Consider the following 18163-nt stretch of genomic DNA (forward strand, 5'->3'; position numbering starts at 1 on the left):
TTCTTGTTAGAATTAATTACCTGCCAGCTCTGTTTGAGGCGCATCCCATGGCGGCTCCGCCTCTTGATCCTCTTGCTGCAGGGAAGCCGCTGCAGTTGCTGCTGTTTCGGCTTGACTGCCTGCGAAGTTTAGGGCGTTTTGCTCGGACACGGTATTCAAGCTTTTCTCAAGTAAGTCTCTTGAAGCCTGCGATTTGAGATAAGTTTCCGCTTTGACCGCAATGTTCGGATCCCTGTCCAGCAGCTTCATTACCTGCTGATTAGCCGGGTAAGTCGGGATCGCCTTCTCCTGAAGCCCCGGTTCAACATAAGTGAGCGCGTAGATAGAGGCTTTGTGCAGGTAGGCGTCTACAATGGCGCTCGACAGCATCAAAATTTCGTGTTCATCCAGAGTAACCGTTAAGGTAGGTTTCTTAAGTTCATAAACCATCTTTTTGGATAATAAAATATAGTCCTCCCCCGTTGGGAACTGGATCCGGATGTCTACCATATCTCCTTTGTTAAGGGAAATCGGCAGCTGGACAAAACTCATTTCCCGGTTTCTTAAATCACCCGGAGTTGCCTCTTCCTGGAACAGTAGTGATTCGGTTATCAAGGTATTGGCATCAAGCTCTACCTTCGCTGTGCGACCTGCAATATTCTCGCTGGAAGCTATGAAATTGGCAGGTACAGAAGTTTTAGGAAGTTCTACGGGCACCAAATCATCCTGCTGAATCTTCTGACCTGCGGCGATTGCCCGACTGGGTACCCACCCCTTCATTAGCACGGCATTCGCTTCCTGTTTAAGACGCTCGACTTCAGCGCTGTATTGCTGCTGCAGCCTGCTTTTTTCCTTCGCTTGGCGCATTTCCGATTGAACGAACAGCCCGCTCAGAAGTAACGCGGAAACACAAACTCCCGCAGCAGCCCCGTATATGACGTGACGGGTTTTAGTTCTGATCCTGATCAATTGACTCTCACTCCCTGGTGTTGAGATTTAACCATCTGGCCTTCCATTTCCCCGGCCTCCATTTTCCCGTCTTCCATTGGGATGTACGACTTCGCTTCGGAAGCAGTGTTTCACAAATCCGTTCTGCCGCTTGAACCGTATGTTCACCGAGATGAAACGGATCCGGCTCCATCGGAAACGAATAAACCTTTGAATCCTTCAACATTTTGGCAAGCCGGTGAGTTACGTGAGCATCCGCTAATGGCGATACATAAACCCGTTTTCGGCCTGTAAATGCTGATAATCTTTGGTTACAGCTGCTGATTTCGCTCCTTCTCCAACTCCCGGCCGGGATGACGACAATCTGCAGATCCGCCCGTGCAAACTCTTCCAGGCTGTCCTTGGTCATCTGGGTGCCCATATCCATGAGGATTAATCCCTGACCGGACCCAAGCAGGCGCAGCCACTCTGTTCTGGAGGGTTTCTTGTAATAGGCTACACGCCCATGCTCCAAATGCCTTCCGGTAAAGCCGGAATCAGACCAATAAGATTGTAAACCGGCAACAGCCGAAGAACGTTCATTCCATTCCACATAGCTGACTCTGGTATAAAACCGGGATAAGGAATTGGCTAGCGCAAACGCCAAATGAGTCGTTCCTAGACCCGTGGACGCACCTGTAATTGCAACCAGGACTGGTCTGTCCCCTGGTTCCCCTCCTGCCCGACCGCTTATATAAGAAGGCTGCAGCTTTCGCAGCTCCTGCTTCGCCTCCAATGCCGTTTGAATCCTTTCCGCAGGTTCATAGCTGAGCAGCTTGCGAATCAGCTGAGCCAGACCTGGCGACAGCCCCTTCCAATCAAAGGTTTTGATATCTTTGGGCCACTGCGTATATCTGCCCTGTGAAGCCATATACAGCAGGATTGCGCCTAAGGCATATAAATCCGTACGGGCGTCGCTTTGCTTGCCCAAGTATTGCTCCGGCGCGGCAAACCCGACCGTGCCAAGCTGTATCGTATCTTCGTTAAGCTGGGGGTTATAGGCTCGGGCCGTGCCAAAATCAATAAACCGGATCTCCCGTCCGTGCTCGACCATCAAATTTGACGGCTTCAAATCTCTGTAAATGATGGGTGGTTCCCGCGTATGCAAATAGTGCAGACCGTCGCAGATTTGATCGGCGATGTGAAGCAGCTCCTCTTCCCTGACGGGGTTACCCTTTCGGATATGTTCTTCCAGGGTTGTGCCGACGATATAATCCATTACCAAGTACATATAGCCGCTCCGGTTCCCGCTGCTCCTTTCTGCAGCCCTGCCTGCTGTCCTTACTTCCAGCCCCTTCCCCCTCTCTTCTATTTCCCTATCTTCTTCGTTCCCTTCATCCGTCTGAAAAAAATCCACGATCCGCGGGAGCCTTGGATGATTCAAAGCAATCAGCATCCCTGTTTCCTCTTCCATCCGTCCGGTTCCCGCCGGGTCTGCCAAGGTCTGCTTAACCGCCCAAAGCTTTCCCGGAAGCTTCAAATCGCTTGCTACATAGACATGGCTGGCTCCCCCGCTTCCTGTATGCCGGACAATCCGGTAGCGGTTGGCAAGCAGCGTGCCGTTCTCCAGCAGCTCCGGTATCGGAGCCATAAAACATCCATCCTTTCAGACAACAAAAAAGGAAAGCCCCCAAACCTGAATACCTCCCGGTATTCGGTGTTTGGGATGCTTTCCCTTAACGGTTGTATAATTTTGGGATTATTATAAAACGCAGTCAGCCGTTCTGTAAACCCCTTTTTTAAGAAAAGAACTGTTCGATTCGTTAATGCCATTAATATTTAATCATATATAATGTGATTTCGTCCCGGTTATGAAACAGCTGTTTCGCTTGAATGATCTGCATGCGGGCATCCGTATACATTTCCTGAATTTCTTTGATCAAAGCGAGAGGTTTCTTGCTAAGCAGCTTGATCGTAACAACAGCCGTACCGCCCGGCACCAGGCTGTACAGCAAATCGATGACCAGTCTTGCCGTCAGCTTAGGGCTCCAGCTCATATCGCATACAAGCAGGTCAAATTGATTCTGTTCAAACGCTACACTGTCGGCATTTTTCTTGATATACGTCAAATTCGGATTCTTGAGCAATTCCGGGTTCATATCCGCCGGATCTACCGCCGTAACGGACAAGCCTCTTTCCAGCAGAAAGGAAGTCCATCCGCCTGGGGCAGCACCGATATCCAGTGCACGGCTGAATTCACTGAATGCGATTCCGAACGTCCGCTCAGCCTCCAGCAGCTTGAATTTGGCTCTGGAAATCTGCCCTTCCTCGCGCTGAAAGCGAACGGCACCGCCGTTCCAATCCGACAGATTGGCAGAAGGCGTCGAAACACCGGCATAAACGGCCTCCTCAGCCGCATAAATAGATAACACAAGATCGGCATCACGTACGACCAGCCGGATCTGCTCCGGCTCCGGATTCCAGCGTGCTTCAATTTGATCCTTCAACTCAAGCGCGCTGCCTTCCCAGAAGCTTTTGCCGCTCTTTCGGACCTGGACGGCAACGGCAACAGCCACCGCTTCCGTTTCTTTTCCAGGCAACGATGATTGTATTCTTTGGTGAGGTTCGCTGAACCCGTTATTCGCAAACTGCGCCACTTTCTGCGCCATTCCTTCTGGTGTATCGCCCGGCTCCAAACGTATTTCGGCCTGCACCGGGAACAGATGTCTTAGAAACATCAAAGGCGCTGTTTGCAGTTTAAGCAAAACCTGATCTGCGGAAGCCGGCAAAGTAACCAGCATCACTTCCCCCGATTCAAGAACCTGGCTTTTCAAGGTGCCAAACGTTCTGCGGAGTTCTTCCTGAGCGTAAGGAGAGAAGCCGTGATTGGCTGTACATATCCACCGTGACGACTGCTCCTCCATCTCTGTATGCGGTTCTTCCTTTGGCCGGTCTTCCCATTGCTCGTTCATATAAAATCGTTTCCTCCTGATGAACCTTTACTGCTGTTCATGTTCTGTTCATTGCACTATCCATTGCTCTGTTGACTGCACTATTCTTTGTTCTGCTGTTCTTTGCCATGGTGAAGGGCAATTTCATCCAGTCTTTCAAACGGCACCGGACAGCCGTGCAGAATGACATGCTCCGGTTTGTTCGTGTAAAGCATTTCATACATGCTGTTTCGCCCGTAAAGACTGGAAGTGTGTAAAAAGATTTCGTTGGCATAAAGCCCCTCGTTCACCATGGCCGCAACCACTTCAGCTCCGGTCATCTCTTCAGGGCCCATATCATAATCCAGCGATAAAATATCGACTTCCATCTCCCGAAGGATCTGCAGACATTCCTGCCCCGTACGTGCGAGCACAAAACCAGTTGGACAACGGCGCAAATCATCCATATATAAATGAATCAAATCCGTTCTTCCTTTCACAAGTTATTGCCGCCCTGCGGTCAGATGGCTGCCCAACCGTTGACAAGGCCTATATCCTCCCGGTAGGTCAGGTCCGCTCCAGGTTCAGTTTCCATGATGAGCGGCTTCCCCTCTAGCTCTCTGATCTTGATCAGCTCTTCTAAAGATCCGGCCCCAATAAAACCGCGCCCAACCCGGGCATGACGATCCCTGCGGCTGCCTGCCGGGTAGACGGAGTCGTTCAGATGCACACAATCGACCAGTTCCCAGAACCTTAGCTCCTGCCCTTTGGTTATAAGTGACTGTTCACCTGACCCGCCCCATATCCCGGCAGCAAAAGCATGGCAGGTATCCAGGCAGAAACCGACGCGTTCAGGCTGCTCGCAAAGCTTCCTGACCTGCAGCAGCTCTTCGAGAGTCATGCCCATATCTCCATGGTTGCCGGCTTGGTTTTCGATCAGGAGTTTGGCTTCTCCCTGCCAGCCGGAAAGGATACTATTTATACATTGTATAACATTTTTGTAACCTTGTAAGGGGTTTCTTTTCTTATATATGCCAAAATGGACAACAATTCCCTGAGAACCGCAAGCCTCCGCGATTTCCAAATCGTTGCGCAGAGAACTTACAGTTGTATCAAACAGATCCGGCTCCTCCTCCCGGCCGACAGCCAGATTGCTTGGATAAGGCGTATGGGCTACAGACAGCAAACCATGCTGCTCACAGAACGTTCTGCAAAGCTCGGCGTCTTTGGCATTCCAGGCTTTGACACCAAGGCTGCGGGGATTCTTCGGAAAATATTGAAAAGCCCGCGCGCCCTGTGCGAACGCTGTCTTAGCAGCTCCTGCATAACCGCTGCGGATGCTGTAATGCGCCCCTGCCCGAATCAGGGGTTTATTTGCCATGCTGGCAATTTGCGCAGTAAAACACCTTACGCGAGGCAAGCTCCGTTTTGACGATCGGATGACCGCAGCGTACGCAGGTTTCCCCTTCCCGGTCGTACACTTTGCACAAATCGTTAAAACCACCCGTCAGCTTGTCCTCGGCGGTTAAAGGCATCTCCATGTATCCTCCATGTTCAGCCGCATCCGTCAGAACCACCTTGACCGCCTGATACAGCTTGGCCAAATCCTGCTCATCCAAATCCTGCATCTTGACGTCAGGCCGCAGCTCGGCTGCAAAGGCAATCTCATCCGCATAACAGTTGCCGATACCTGCCATTACATGCTGATTCACCAGAGTGGTCTTGAGCATCCCCTTGCGGCCGGACAGCAGCTGGATAAAACGCTGTTCATTCATCCGTCTGTCCAGAAGCTCAGGCCCCAAATCGGACAGCTCTTCTTCCGTCTGCTTGGCGGTCAATAAATGCAAATATCCTAATCTTAATCCAATGAAATATAACGTCTGATCGCCAAATTGAATCTCGATTTGCGTATTGCGTTTCGGTTTGTCCTCTTCACTGCCGAAATAGAGCATGCCGCCCAGCATGAGGTGAAGCAGCAATCTGCGGCCGTTATCCAAATGGAAGATCAGATATTTCGCCCTGCGCTCCACAAAAATCACTTTTCGGCCAATCAGCTCCTGCTTGAACATTTCCGGTTCCAGGTTAACCGACTTCTCGCGGTTCAGCGTAACACCGCTAATTTCTTTATCCAGCAGCAGTCCGGACAGCAGACTGCGGTAATTTTCCATTTCCGGCCATTCCGGCATGTGTCATCTTTCCTTTCCGTCTAACGCAGTAATGAGATCATACAAATTATCGAAAATTTGATCAGGTGTAATACCGGTCAATTCCTTGTAATGCTCCAGATTGTCCTTTGTCGTTACCCCTGTTAACGTTAAAATGGTTCCGCATCCGGACCGGCTGCCGGCGGAAATATCCGTCAGCATGTTATCGCCGATCACGGCGGTCTCAGCTGCCGTTAGCCCAAGCCGTTCAATCGCCTGAAGCATCAGTATCGACTCCGGTTTGCCGATCGTCACGGGTTTGACGCCTGTCGCAGCTTGAATGGCCGCTGAAAGCGTACCCGCTCCAGGGGCAAGCCCCCCCTGCCCCGGCAGCAGCAGATCCGGGTTGGTTAATATATAAGCAGCACCGCCGCGAATCCATTCCACCGCCTTGCGGAGGGTTTCATAGTTGAAGCTACGGTCAATGCCTTGCACAACGTAATCCGGCCGTTCTTCCGTAATTACCAGGCCCGCTTCTTCCAGGGCAGAGATCAAACCAGCCTCTCCGACAACCGCTACTCTTGCTCCCGGTTCGCGGTCGGCCAAATAAAGCGCCGCGCCTACTGCGGAGGTGCAGACCTGCCCGGCGTCAGCCTGGATGCCCATTTGACGCAGACTGGCCGCTACATCCGCCGGTGTCCGCGAAGAGTTGTTAGTCACAAATAAAAAAGGAATTTGGCGCTTATTCAGCTCAGCTATCCATTGATCGGCCCCGGGGACCATCTGCGAGCCATGATACATCGTGCCGTCCAGATCTATCAGGAATCCTTTCCATCTAAACGCCATCGTTGTCACTTCCTTATAACCGAATAAAAATATGTATGGGAATGCGCTAATTCCTTAGCCGCATTCGTTTTATTGTAGTCATAAAATGAGGGGAATGGCAAATGTTATCGAAACAGGGTCGAACTCCAGCGAATGCTGATGCCGTATAGCAAAAAGGCGAAGCAAAACTTTGCTAAAGGCTGTCACTTCCTGCGCTTTCCCGGAAAATAATCCGGCTATTGCCCGCCGCTCAGCCTTTATCCGGATATTTGGTGATCGGGTAGAGCACATGCTCTACCGCCAGCTTGGCATTCGGGAAGATCGCTTTCGCTTCTTCCAACAGCGGGGCCAACTGCTCCTCATCCTTGTATCTGGAGCTAAAATGCGTCATGAACATTTCATGCGCACCGGCCGCTTTAGCATCGTCGGCCGCTTGGACGGCAGTGCTGTGATGATACTCGTAAGCCGTTTTCTTCAATTCATGCAGAAAAGTCGCTTCATGGACAAGCATATCCGCATTCCGGGCTAGATCGATAGCTGCCTGGCAGGGCCGAGTGTCTCCCAAAATCGTGACAATCCGCCCTTTCTTTGGCTTGCCAAGCACTTCGGAGGAACGTACAACCGTCCCTTGCTCCGTGACGATATTTTCCCCGCGTTTGAGTCGCCCGTATAACGGCCCCGGCTGAATGCCGTGCTTCTTCAAAATTTCAAAATCCAGCTTCCCTGGCCGGTCTTTCTCAACGATCCGGTAGCCGTAGCTGTCAATCCGGTGCTCCAGCAGAGCCGATTCCACCCGGAACGTATCATCCTCAAACAACAGCCCGCCTTCATGCTCCTGCACGATCAGCTCGTAGTTAATGCGCGATTCGCTGATCCCCAGCGTCAAATCAATAAAGGATTTGAGTCCTTTTGGACCGTAAACGGTCAGAGGCGTATCGCCTCCCTGATTGGCCCGGCTGGACAGCAAACCGGGAAGTCCAAATAAATGGTCGCCGTGCAGATGGGTAATAAATACCTTCTCCAGCTTGCTAAGCCGCAGCGGAGAACGAAGCACCTGATGCTGCGTCCCTTCCCCGCAGTCAAACAGCCAAAACGACCGTCTTTCATCCAGCATCCGGAGCGCCAGCGAAGTCACGTTTCTTTGCAGGGAAGGAACTCCCGCATTGGTTCCCATAAAATACAGCTCCATGATCAGCCGCTCCTCTCTATTCCGAATTAGCCTCGCCCTTGGATAAGGCCCTGCACTGAGCCAGGAAGCTCGGGCAAAGCTTCTGAGCAGGCAATTAAGACTGTGCCTGAATCAGCAAAAATCCCCCGCTTTCTCCGGGGGATTTGCTAAAGGGCCAGATTAAGCTTTTTCCACATTAAAATATTGCGCTTCAGGATGGCTGAATACCATGGCCGAAACCGAAGCCTCTGGTTCCATCATAAACCCTTCGGTCAGCTCAACGCCAATTTCCCCGGGATTCATCAATTCGAACAGCGGCTGCTGCATCTCCAGATCTGGGCAGGCCGGGTAGCCAAATGATACACGAATCCCCTGGTAACGGGCCCCGTGACGCTGCTTCATCGTCATATCCTGCGGATCCGGGAAGCCCCAGGTGTCCCGCATCATGTGATGCAGACGCTCCGCCATGCCTTCGGCCACCTCAAGGGCCGTCGACTGGAGCACGTGAAAGCGCAGATATTCGCCCTGCTGCTTCCATTCCTCCGATTTCTCGCGGATGCCTTTGCCAGCCGTAACTACCAGAAAACCGACATAATCCATCGTACCGCTTTCCACTGGCTTCAAATAGTCAGCGAGGCATAAATAAGGAGCAACGCGCTGACGGGGGAAGGAGAAGGTTTTCAGCACTTTCGACATATCCTTGGGATCATAAATCAGAATATCATTGCCGCGCGACTGAGCCGGGAAGAACCGGTACATCGCGTGGGCCTGAATAATCCCGTCGGTTACAGCTTCATACAGTACCTGGTCAACCGTTTCCTTAAGCTGAGTCGCCTTCGGATCACCGGACGCAATCAACTGCTCGACATTGCCCTTTAATCCCAAATGATGTCCAAGCAGCATCTGCATGTTCACATAAGGGATGATATGACCGAGCGGGTAGTTCTTGAGCACATGCTGCTCCAGATCCGGCGGAATGTAAACAGGCGCATCCACCGAAATATGAGAACGTACGGCCCGGGTCAATTCAGGCAAAGCAGGCGTTTCCGGTTTGGCGTTATCGCTCTCCTGCTCGGCTTCCATCTCCAGCCGCAGCTTCTCGCGAGCTTCCGGATTCATTAATTTATTGGCCAGATCAAGCCCGTCCATCGCATCCTTGGCGTACACCACCATACCGTCGTATTCAGGACGAATCCGGTTTTTGGTGAATTTGCGGGTCAAAGCCGCGCCGCCTACCATAATCGGCACATCGATGCCGGCATTACGCAAATCCTGTGCCGTAGTGACCATTTGCTGCGCCGATTTGACGAGCAGGCCGGACAAGCCGATCACGTCGACTTTTTCTTTGCGGTAAGCTTCAATAATGCCTTCCGGTGGTACTTTTATACCCAAATTTACGATTTGGTAACCGTTGTTGGCCAAGATGATTTCCACCAGGTTCTTGCCGATGTCATGAACGTCCCCTTTAACGGTAGCTAACAAAATTTTACCTTTCACCGAGGTTTCGTTCTTCTCCATGAAGTTCTCCAGATGAGCCACCGATGCTTTCATCACTTCCGCACTTTGCAGCACCTCTGCCACAATCAGCTCGTTATTGTTGAACAGACGGCCTACCTCTTCCATGCCTTTCATCAGAGGACCGTTAATGATCTCCAAAGCCGTGTAACGGCCCAGCGCTTCATCCAGATCGGGGATCAGACCTTCCTTAGTGCCCTCAACAATATAAGAGGCGAGCCGCTCTTCGAGCGAGAGGTTCATAACCTTTTCTTTCTTCTCCACCTTCTTGTTGCGGAAAGCGGCGACAAACGCAGCAAGCGTTTCATCATTGGTATTATAAATCAGCTCTTCGGCCAATCTGCGCTCTTCCTCCGGAATCGAAGCATAACGCTCCACTTTCTCCGTATTGACGATGGCATAGTCCAGCCCGGCTTTGGTACATTCATATAAAAAAACAGAATTCAGCACCTCGCGGCCTGCCTCAGGCAGACCAAATGAAACGTTGCTGATGCCCAGAATTGTATGGCATTCAGGCAGCACCTGCTTGATCAGGCGAATGCCCTCTACGGTTTCTTTAGCTGAGCCGATATACTGCTCGTCGCCCGTTCCTACCGGAAATACAAGCGGGTCAAAAATAAGATCCTCGGCCTTCAACCCATACTTGTTAACCAGCAGATCATGCGAACGTTTGGCTACCTCCAGCTTGTCTTCCCGGGTGATGGCTTGTCCGCGTTCATCAATTGTACCTACAACTACTGCCGCTCCATACTTATGGATAAGCGGGGTTACCCGTTCAAACTTCTCTTCGCCGTCCTCAAGGTTAATGGAGTTAATAATCGATTTACCTTGGCAGTATTGCAGTGCCAGATCAATCACTTCCGCGTCTGTGGTATCGATCATCAAAGGAACCTTAACCTTCTTGACCACCAGCTCCAGAAATTCGCGCATATCCACCGTTTCATCGCGATCCGGATCCTGTACGCAGACATCAATTACCTGGGCGCCGTTCTTGACCTGTGCCCGGGCAATTTCAGAGGCTTCTTCATATTTGCCTTCCACAATCAGCCGTTTAAACTTACGGGAACCCAGAACATTTGTTCTCTCGCCAACCATATAGGGACGATTATCAGCTTCAATATAGACGGGTTCAATTCCGGAGACTGCCGGCGGATGTTCGCCTGCAACCGGACGCGGGCTGTACGCGGCAAGCTCTTCCGCCAGCGCCTTGATATGTTCCGGCGTGGTGCCGCAGCAGCCGCCCGCAATGTTGAGCCAGCCCTGCTCGGCGAAAGCGCCGATTTTTCTGGCTAATGAGCTTGGAGATTCATGATAATGACCGTTCTCATCCGGCAGACCGGCATTCGGATAACAGCTGACCGCCGTTTTGGACATATCGGACAATGTGCGAATGTGATCTCTCATAAACTCAGGGCCTGTAGCACAGTTGAGCCCTACCGAAACCGGCTGCAAGTGCTCCAGCGAGACGTAAAAGGATTCGATATTCTGACCTGCAAGCGTTGTCCCCATCGGTTCAATCGTACCCGAAATCATAATAGGCAGCTTCGTCCCTGTCTTGGAAAAAGCTTGTCTGATGCCGATGCTGCCGGCTTTCACGTTCAAGGTATCCTGGGAAGTTTCCAGCAGCAAAGCATCCACGCCGGCTTCAATCAAAGCTACAGCCTGCTCCTCATAGCTTTCGACAAGCTGGCTAAAGGTCACGCCGCCGGTGACAGAAAGCGTCTTGGTGGTAGGGCCCAGCGCGCCAGCCACATACCGGGGCTGCTCCTCCGTGCTGTATTTCCGCACCGCTTCAACGGCCAATTTAGCCGCTGCCAAATTGATTTCCCGTGCCTTCTCCGGTATATCATATTCGGCCAAAACCACGGAGGTCGCGCCGAACGTATTGGTCTCTATGAGATCCGCTCCCGCTTCGAGGTATTGTTCATGAATTCGCGTGATGACGTCAGGTCTTGTCAAGACCAGCATTTCGTTACAGCCGTCTAAATTCTCGCCCCCAAAATCCTGCGGAGACAGATTCTCCTGCTGAATCATGGTCCCCATGGCTCCATCGAGAATCAATATTTTGTCTTTCATTCGTGCTTCAAGACTAGGTTTATTCAATCCCAATAACCTCCCTTCAGACATTACCTTTTAGTTTAGCAGAAGCCCTTAACTTAGGGAAGAATAAAGATATAGAAGCTAAAGCTGCTTCCTTAATCCCGTAAATGATTTGGTGAATAGAAAAAACACCACCTGAGGTCGGCTGGACCAGAGGTGGTGTTCTCATTTTTAGAACGTGGAAGGAATCTGTATAATCTCAAACAGTTCTGAAAGATGACGGATTTCGTACTCCGGGATAATCTCATCGTTTCTGGTCTTGCCGTCTCTATTGATCCAGATGGACGTAATCCCTGCCGAAAGGGCTCCTTTGATGTCGGTCGTGAGCTTGTCACCTACCATAACGGTCTCCTGCGGGGTTGTCCCGAGCAGCTCCAATGCATGCTTAAAGATGGATACGTCAGGTTTACCCCGGCCGAAGCTGCCGGAAATAATCACCTCATCAAAATAAGGAACCAGTTCAGGCACTCCGTCAAGCTTCTCCTGCTGCAGGGAAGGACAGCCGTTGGTCAGCAGCAAGAGTTTTACTTTTCCTTTAAGTTCATTTAATACGTTAAACGTTTCTTCGTAAGTATAAGGTCTAACCCGGCGTTCAGATGCGAACAGCTCACCCAGTTCTTCAGCCAGCTTCGCATCATCCACGCCGCAGGAAAGCAGCGCATTGTACCAGGAATCTCTCCGGTAAGCCGGCACCAGCTGCTGCAGCTTGCGGAACTCCGGCTGGTCACCGCCGTCGAACTTGGCCCACAGCCCTTCAAACGGGTTAATTCCGATCAGCTTGGTGAAAGCAAAGGTCTCATAGGATTCGTAAAGCTTTCTGGCTTCTCTGCGAACCGCTTCCTCCAGTTGTTCGGCCTTTACGCCGGTTGCTTCTTCAGCTTTCCGGCAAACTGCCTGAAAGGTCTCCATCACACTGCGCTCGTCCCATAACAATGTATCATCCAAGTCAAAACAAACCGCTTTAACTACAGCCATTGCCCGTTCCCCCTGTTTCTTGACGAATCATCCATTTATTTTCTTTTTATTTTCTTTCTAGCTCTACTCCATGTGCAGATGCGAATTCCTGCAAAGCAGCGCCCAGCTGATCCATATCATAAAAGTTTCTGCTGCCGGAAAACGTCCAGTTGGGTTCTTTAGTTTTCGTCACAATCGTGATCGTCTTGCCGCTCCATTTGATCTTGGCAATCGAACCGGCCTCAAGACTGCGGTCTCTGTTAAATTTGGATGTAAACAGCTTGTTCTTGTAAATTCTTAAATAAGGTCTTCTTAAGAAGATCACAATCCCAAGCAGGAAATACAAACCAACGGTAACGATGTAAAGCGTGTTGATGTTTTCAGTTCCACCGACAAAGCCCATTGCGGCATACATGGCTCCCAGAACAATAAAAAGGAGGGGCAGAAGAATGTTCCGGCCTCTGAAAATAATGCCTTCTCCTTTGCTGCCTAACATATTGCCAGGCTTAACTCCCTTTTTCTGCTGGTTGAGATTATACTTCTGCCGGTTTTTCTCCACTTTTCGTTCAAACGATCTTGACATTCACTTGCTTCCTCCCTAAACATGGTTGCCGGTTACAAGCCGGCTATTTCTCGTCAACAATCTCAATGGATTCGAGCTGTTGCCGGAAGTTTCTGCGGATGTTGCCAAGATATATTTCACGCAGCTCAGCGCGTTCGAGCGTCTCTGCTTCCGTTAAACCCTCCGCTTTATGCTTGCGGGCTAATTCGTTGATGCGCTGTACTAAACTATCGATGTCCATAAGGTCCTCCTTCATTAAAGGCATTACTATTTACTTTGACACGTCAAAAAGAGCTTGTCAAGGCGGTCTCCCCCCTTACAAGCTCTGAATCTATAGCTCTTTAATGACCGTAAAAAGTCTTTAATCCGTAATCGGCAGATTTAGAATATCTCCAGCTTGAATGCTGCTGTCGTGCAGATGATTTAACGAGGTTAACATATGAACATATTTCCGGGTGTCCATACCGGATGGCTTGTTCGCCAGTGCAATATTCCACAAAGTATCACCGGGCATAACGATGACAGTATCGTATACGGGCTCATCCCCTGGAGAAACCGAAGCAGCAAAGGCGCTGATAAAGCCGGTAAGGGATAGAATTAGAACAGCTACTACTATAAGTGAACGAATCAGTGATTTGCGGGCAATGGGCTTGCGGACCTTTCGGGCTGTAGGAGCTGTATGTGATAAACCTGCCCGAGAGCCGGAAAGAACAGAAGACGCAGCCGGATAAATGCTTTTATATGTACTATGTTTCAACAAAGAAATCACTCCCAAACGTTTGTTCTGTTTTTTGATCTGAGAACAATATAACACGAACACTTGTTTCGATCAATAGTTTTTTAGAACAATTGTTCCCCTGTTTTTTGAAAATAGTTAGAACTCCTGTTTGTGCGAACGGAGGTTCTATGTTATAATTTTTCCAAACGTTACTAAGATGGGGTTGATAACAAATGTCGAAGGTTTCCAGCCGCCAGCAGGCGATTTTGGAATTTATAAGAAGCGAAGTTCGAATGAAAGGTTATCCTCCTTCTGTTCGGGAAATCGGCGAAGCCGTCGGTCTGGCTTCAAGTTCAACGGTACACGGTCATCTTGACCGGTTGGAGAAGAAGGGTTTGATTCGCAGGGACCCGACTAAGCCGCGCGCTATTGAACTGTTGGGACAAGAAGAGTCTGAAGATTCCAATATGTTTGCTCATACGGTTTCAAGAATTCCGGTTGTCGGTAAAGTTACGGCCGGTGTTCCGATCACGGCTACGGAGAATATCGAAGACTACTTCCCGCTGCCCAACCATTACGTCGGCGATAAAGAGGTTTTCATGCTGGCCGTTATCGGGGAGAGTATGATCGAAGCCGGCATCCATAACGGAGACTATGTCATTGTCCGTCAGCAGCAAACCGCTGAAAACGGCGATATCGTGGTCGCCATGACCGAAGAAGACGAAGCAACGGTCAAAACTTTTTATAAAGAAAGAGACCATATCCGTCTGCAGCCTGAGAATCCAGCATTTGAACCACTGCGGTTGAAGCATGTTACGATTTTAGGCAAAGTTATCGGCCTGTTTAGAGATCTGCACTGAGAAGAACCTGCCTTTTTACATCTATAGAAATCCATTATGTTTATCTATACAAGCATATTGCTTAACCTGCTGAAAAAGGCAGCTCCATTCCACTTCGGAACAGGAGCTGCCTTTTTTGTGATGCCAATCCAATCCGGCATGATTCTCGATATTAACAAAAGACCAACAAGGGTATAATGGATAGTGAATTTTTATAATCTATGCTATATTGATAAAAAAGATAATTGATTTGATAACTTATTTTTATCATTCAATCTATCAAAAAAATAAATAAAGGATTGAAACCATTGAATTTGCAGTTGCCGTCCGAATACTTGAAGAAAAAGTCAGCAACATTGAGACCCGTTCAAGAAGTGGCCGTCATTTTGTTTTCCGCCCTTCTTGTAGCTGCCGGCCTAAACCTCTTCCTAATCCCCCATCAGTTACTGTCAGGGGGTATTTCTGGTGTCGCTTCGATCATCGGCTATTTAACGGGCTGGAACATCTCTATTGTTTATTTTGTGTTAAACGTGCCTTTGATTCTTTGGGGCTGGAAAGCGGTTGGACGCCGCTACATTGTGTTAAGTTGTATTTCTGTTGTCGCTACGACCTGGTTTATGGCCATTATTCCTATTGTCAGCGTCACCCATGATCCTACGCTTGGAGCCGTCGCGGGCGGGATTATCTCAGCGATTGGCATTGGGTTCTCATTGAGGGTTGGAGGGTCCACCGGCGGTTTTGATATTGTCGGTTCAATTATCACCAGAAAATATGACCTGCCGATCGGCAACATTTTGTTTGTACTGAACGGCCTTGTATTTATCGTTTTAGGCTTTTACAAAACCTGGGATCTCGCCCTCTACTCCCTGCTTTCGACCTTCGTAAAAGGTAAAGTGGTGGATGTGATTCACGTAGGGCATATCAAAGTCACCTGCTTTATCATCACGAAGGAAAAAGACCGAATGCTAGCCGAATTACGCAAACTTCACCACGGGATCACCTGCATGGATTCGCAAGGCGGTTACAGCCAAGTCGGCAACTCTACGTTAATGACCGTAACTACCCGCTATGAGCTTGCCGCCGTAAGGAAAGCCGTTATCACAACCGATCCTCATGCTTTCATGAACGTGGTCCAATCCACCGAAATTGTCGGCCGATTTGCCAGGGGCCATTCGAAATAAGAACGGGCACTCCAAGCCATTAAGGCCTTCTCATAAAAAAAATCACCCCAATGAACGATGTCCGTTCTCCGGGGTGATTTTATTTTGAATAACTTATAAGTTGATATTTGTGTTTGTGTTTGTGTTTGTGTTTGTGTTAGCTTTTACTTTAGCTGTTTCAGTACCTGATACTGCCCTGCCTGTTTACTCTTCTTCTACGGATACACCCAAGGCGCGATTCTTTTCTTTAAAACGGCTGTTATGCGAGGACACATAAGCAACGCGCTCAGCGCTCGGATCGATATACAGCTTGGCACTGTTTACAGCCAATACTGCGTCCGTGAAAGTACCTGCAATCAAACGTACCTTACTGTCGTAATTAACGAAGTCTCCCGCCGCAAAAACTCCCGGAATATTGGTCTCCAGCTTCGTGTTCACGTCAATCCACCATTGGCCGAGATTTAATCCCCAATCCCTCACCGGTCCAAAATCCGTACGCATGCCGTGGCTGACTATGACTGCATCCACTTCGATTTGTTCCGTCTCCCCGGTTTCCACATGAGTGATTGTAACCTGCTCGATAGCTTCTCCGCTGTCACTGTGAAGTTTATCGACTACGTAAGGCGTTTTGATCACTGCGGAAGACTGCTTCATCTTCAGGACATTACGTTCATGTCCACCGAATTCTTCCCGGCGGTGAACGACCGTCACGCTTTTGGCCAGCGGGGTCAGTTCATTCGCCCAGTCCACTGCAGAGTCCCCTCCTCCCGAGATTAGAACACGTTTATCGCGAAATCCTTCAAGCTCTTGTACGGTGTAGAACAGATTACTTACCTCGTATCGGTCTGCTCCTTCGATTTCCAGCTTGGCAAGCTTGCGGATACCGTAGCCAATCGCCATGATGACCGTCTTGGTCCAATGCTGCTGCCCCGATGCTGTAGTAAGAAGGATAGTCCCATCTTCAAGACGTTTAAAATCCTCAACCTGTTCATTAAAAACAAACGTAGGTTCAAACGTACCAGCCTGTTTGACCAGTTGAGCCGTCAAATCCTCGCAAAGAATCGGCCCAACGCCGCCAACATCCCAAATCATTTTCTCCGGGTAGATGAGCAGCCTGCCGCCCAGCCGGTCGTTGGCTTCAATTAATTTGGTCTTCATATCCCGCATGCCGCTGTAAAACGCTGCGTACATTCCAGCAGGGCCACCGCCGATAATCGTTACATCGTATAATTCAAGAGAAGATTCCTTCATTATGTATATCCCTTTCCACTGTTCGATTCCGTGTAACACGCTAAAGCTATTATACATCAAGTGATAATAATTATCATTATCATATTTATTTTAAAATAGAATTACAGCTAATAAAAAATAAGACCGAAATAATGGAGTCTCTACTTAAGCCGATTTTGGCTGTACCGCCAGGATATTCTCCACTTTAAAAGAACGGATCTGCCCGGTCTTCAAGCATTTGGCTGTAACCAGCCCCTGCTTAATCCCGCACACCTCGATGCTGCGTTTCGTTATTTGCCCTTTCCGATCCATATAAATGATTTGCACGATGGTTCCTTTATATTTCTCCGGCATCTTAAAACCCTCCATATAAATCGAACGTTTGTTTGTATTATACGCGAATATTTGTTCGGTATTCAATGTAAAATAATGTTATATCCCGTCCGCTCTTGTTGGTTGTTTAACAATTACGTTATTTTCTTCTCAGGATTCAGATGGATGAAATATAATGGAAGATATGAAGGTTACAGAAAGGCGAGGAGGTTAGAACTTTGAAATTATTTATTGCCATGAAACAAGATAAAATCTTCTACTCCATTTTCTCTGTCATCTACACGCTTGTTATGCTTATCACCTACGGCCGATATGTATGGACAGATCATCATCGTATGGAAATGTCTACGTATTGGCTGCAGAAATCCTCGCTTGCCCCGGCTGATTTGAACATCATAAAACATTATGGAAAGCTGTCCACCAACCTGGAGAAACTATTCCTAGTTGCCTTATTAACCGCCTTGTTGATCCTTCTGATTCGTTACCGCCAAAATAAAGCCGCCGGATTATGGCTGTTCAGTCTTGCCAATCTCCCTTTTTATTTTGCGGTTATAACCACAAGTCTGATCCTTTCCCATACTACCCGTTTAGCCCCAGGCAATCTCCTGCAGCCACTACTTCTTACCATCCCGTACATCAGTCTAGCTTTGGTTTGGAGCGGGTGGCTTCAGTTGAGAAGGAGAAATGTGGGTTAACTTCTCCCTCTTCTAATAAAAAAACCGCTCCCCAATAATTGAACGGAATACCGTTTAATTTATTTAGGTGCGGTTCATTTTCAT

At 49.2% G+C, this 18163-nt stretch carries 18 protein-coding genes; 3 read left to right on the plus strand and 15 right to left on the minus strand.

What is annotated here, in order from left to right; translation table 11 throughout:
- Positions 1-12 precede the first annotated feature (12 nt).
- The 13 genes from CBE73_RS04035 to CBE73_RS04095 all read right to left on the minus strand — a co-directional run bounded on the left by CBE73_RS04035 (position 13) and on the right by CBE73_RS04095 (position 13861).
- A complete protein-coding gene (locus CBE73_RS04035) occupies positions 13-948 on the minus strand; it encodes an SAF domain-containing protein (protein ID WP_094093108.1) in 936 nt (311 codons plus the stop codon).
- Positions 949-955: 7 nt separating this feature from the next.
- Positions 956-2557 (minus strand): serine/threonine-protein kinase, encoded by a 1602-nt coding sequence (locus tag CBE73_RS04040; protein WP_094093109.1) that lies wholly within the window; start codon positions 2555-2557, stop codon positions 956-958.
- 181 nt (positions 2558-2738) lie between these two features.
- Positions 2739-3878: an SAM-dependent methyltransferase gene (locus CBE73_RS04045; RefSeq protein WP_094093110.1), complete on the minus strand. Its 1140-nt coding sequence runs from the start codon at positions 3876-3878 to the stop codon at positions 2739-2741.
- Positions 3879-3958: 80 nt separating this feature from the next.
- The gene (locus CBE73_RS04050; protein WP_308420912.1) at positions 3959-4336 is read right to left on the minus strand and encodes a cyclic-phosphate processing receiver domain-containing protein; all 378 of its coding nucleotides are present in this window, start codon (positions 4334-4336) and stop codon (positions 3959-3961) included.
- Positions 4337-4356: 20 nt separating this feature from the next.
- A complete protein-coding gene (locus CBE73_RS04055; protein ID WP_094093112.1) occupies positions 4357-5217 on the minus strand; it encodes a deoxyribonuclease IV in 861 nt (286 codons plus the stop codon).
- Positions 5207-6022: an Fpg/Nei family DNA glycosylase gene (locus tag CBE73_RS04060; protein WP_094093113.1), complete on the minus strand. Its 816-nt coding sequence runs from the start codon at positions 6020-6022 to the stop codon at positions 5207-5209. The genes CBE73_RS04055 and CBE73_RS04060 overlap by 11 nt, the downstream gene beginning before the upstream one ends.
- 3 nt (positions 6023-6025) lie before the next feature.
- Positions 6026-6826: a TIGR01457 family HAD-type hydrolase gene (locus CBE73_RS04065; RefSeq protein ID WP_094093114.1), complete on the minus strand. Its 801-nt coding sequence runs from the start codon at positions 6824-6826 to the stop codon at positions 6026-6028.
- 229 nt (positions 6827-7055) lie between these two features.
- Entirely contained in the window at positions 7056-7994 is a 939-nt protein-coding gene (rnz, locus tag CBE73_RS04070) for a ribonuclease Z (RefSeq protein ID WP_094093115.1), read from the minus strand.
- A gap of 159 nt (positions 7995-8153) precedes the next feature.
- Positions 8154-11591 (minus strand): methionine synthase, encoded by a 3438-nt coding sequence (gene metH, locus CBE73_RS04075; protein ID WP_094093116.1) that lies wholly within the window; start codon positions 11589-11591, stop codon positions 8154-8156.
- A 168-nt stretch (positions 11592-11759) separates the two neighbouring features.
- Positions 11760-12563 carry an HAD family hydrolase gene (locus tag CBE73_RS04080; protein WP_094093117.1) on the minus strand — a complete coding sequence of 268 codons (804 nt, stop codon included), beginning with the start codon at positions 12561-12563 and terminating at the stop codon, positions 11760-11762.
- Between the two features lie 46 nt (positions 12564-12609).
- A complete protein-coding gene (locus tag CBE73_RS04085) occupies positions 12610-13125 on the minus strand; it encodes a hypothetical protein (protein WP_094093118.1) in 516 nt (171 codons plus the stop codon).
- A 43-nt stretch (positions 13126-13168) separates the two neighbouring features.
- Positions 13169-13345, minus strand: coding sequence for a DUF896 domain-containing protein (locus CBE73_RS04090; protein ID WP_094093119.1), 177 nt, complete (start codon positions 13343-13345; stop codon positions 13169-13171).
- 120 nt (positions 13346-13465) lie between these two features.
- Complete coding sequence (locus CBE73_RS04095; RefSeq protein WP_157739398.1) at positions 13466-13861, minus strand: LysM peptidoglycan-binding domain-containing protein; 396 nt, start codon at positions 13859-13861, stop codon at positions 13466-13468.
- 194 nt (positions 13862-14055) lie between these two features.
- Between CBE73_RS04095 and lexA the strand changes: the two genes are divergently transcribed.
- The gene (gene lexA, locus CBE73_RS04100; RefSeq protein WP_094093121.1) at positions 14056-14682 is read left to right on the plus strand and encodes a transcriptional repressor LexA; all 627 of its coding nucleotides are present in this window, start codon (positions 14056-14058) and stop codon (positions 14680-14682) included.
- Between the two features lie 293 nt (positions 14683-14975).
- Positions 14976-15842, plus strand: coding sequence for a YitT family protein (locus CBE73_RS04105; protein WP_229752521.1), 867 nt, complete (start codon positions 14976-14978; stop codon positions 15840-15842).
- Positions 15843-16025: 183 nt separating this feature from the next.
- On the opposite strand, the gene CBE73_RS04110 is transcribed toward CBE73_RS04105, so the two are convergent.
- Positions 16026-17072 (minus strand): NAD(P)/FAD-dependent oxidoreductase, encoded by a 1047-nt coding sequence (locus CBE73_RS04110; protein WP_094093122.1) that lies wholly within the window; start codon positions 17070-17072, stop codon positions 16026-16028.
- A gap of 144 nt (positions 17073-17216) precedes the next feature.
- Positions 17217-17405, minus strand: coding sequence for a WYL domain-containing protein (locus tag CBE73_RS04115; protein ID WP_094093123.1), 189 nt, complete (start codon positions 17403-17405; stop codon positions 17217-17219).
- Positions 17406-17602: 197 nt separating this feature from the next.
- Between CBE73_RS04115 and CBE73_RS04120 the strand changes: the two genes are divergently transcribed.
- A complete protein-coding gene (locus tag CBE73_RS04120; protein WP_094093124.1) occupies positions 17603-18079 on the plus strand; it encodes a hypothetical protein in 477 nt (158 codons plus the stop codon).
- Positions 18080-18163 lie beyond the last annotated feature (84 nt).

This window comes from Paenibacillus physcomitrellae (assembly GCF_002240225.1).
In the GTDB taxonomy this organism is placed as follows: Bacteria; Bacillota; Bacilli; order Paenibacillales; family Paenibacillaceae; genus Fontibacillus; species Fontibacillus physcomitrellae.

Excerpts from the sequence above, each read along its gene's own strand:
- CBE73_RS04040 (WP_094093109.1), bottom strand. The coding sequence starts at position 2,557 with ATGGCTCCGATACCGGAGCTGCTGGAGAACGGCACGCTGCTTGCCAAC.
- CBE73_RS04045 (WP_094093110.1), bottom strand. The coding sequence starts at position 3,878 with ATGAACGAGCAATGGGAAGACCGGCCAAAGGAAGAACCGCATACAGAG.
- CBE73_RS04055 (WP_094093112.1), bottom strand. The coding sequence starts at position 5,217 with ATGGCAAATAAACCCCTGATTCGGGCAGGGGCGCATTACAGCATCCGC.
- CBE73_RS04060 (WP_094093113.1), bottom strand. The coding sequence starts at position 6,022 with ATGCCGGAATGGCCGGAAATGGAAAATTACCGCAGTCTGCTGTCCGGA.
- CBE73_RS04065 (WP_094093114.1), bottom strand. The coding sequence starts at position 6,826 with ATGGCGTTTAGATGGAAAGGATTCCTGATAGATCTGGACGGCACGATG.
- rnz (WP_094093115.1), bottom strand. The coding sequence starts at position 7,994 with ATGGAGCTGTATTTTATGGGAACCAATGCGGGAGTTCCTTCCCTGCAA.
- CBE73_RS04080 (WP_094093117.1), bottom strand. The coding sequence starts at position 12,563 with ATGGCTGTAGTTAAAGCGGTTTGTTTTGACTTGGATGATACATTGTTA.
- CBE73_RS04085 (WP_094093118.1), bottom strand. The coding sequence starts at position 13,125 with ATGTCAAGATCGTTTGAACGAAAAGTGGAGAAAAACCGGCAGAAGTAT.
- CBE73_RS04090 (WP_094093119.1), bottom strand. The coding sequence starts at position 13,345 with ATGGACATCGATAGTTTAGTACAGCGCATCAACGAATTAGCCCGCAAG.
- lexA (WP_094093121.1), top strand. The coding sequence starts at position 14,056 with ATGTCGAAGGTTTCCAGCCGCCAGCAGGCGATTTTGGAATTTATAAGA.
- CBE73_RS04110 (WP_094093122.1), bottom strand. The coding sequence starts at position 17,072 with ATGAAGGAATCTTCTCTTGAATTATACGATGTAACGATTATCGGCGGT.
- CBE73_RS04115 (WP_094093123.1), bottom strand. The coding sequence starts at position 17,405 with ATGCCGGAGAAATATAAAGGAACCATCGTGCAAATCATTTATATGGAT.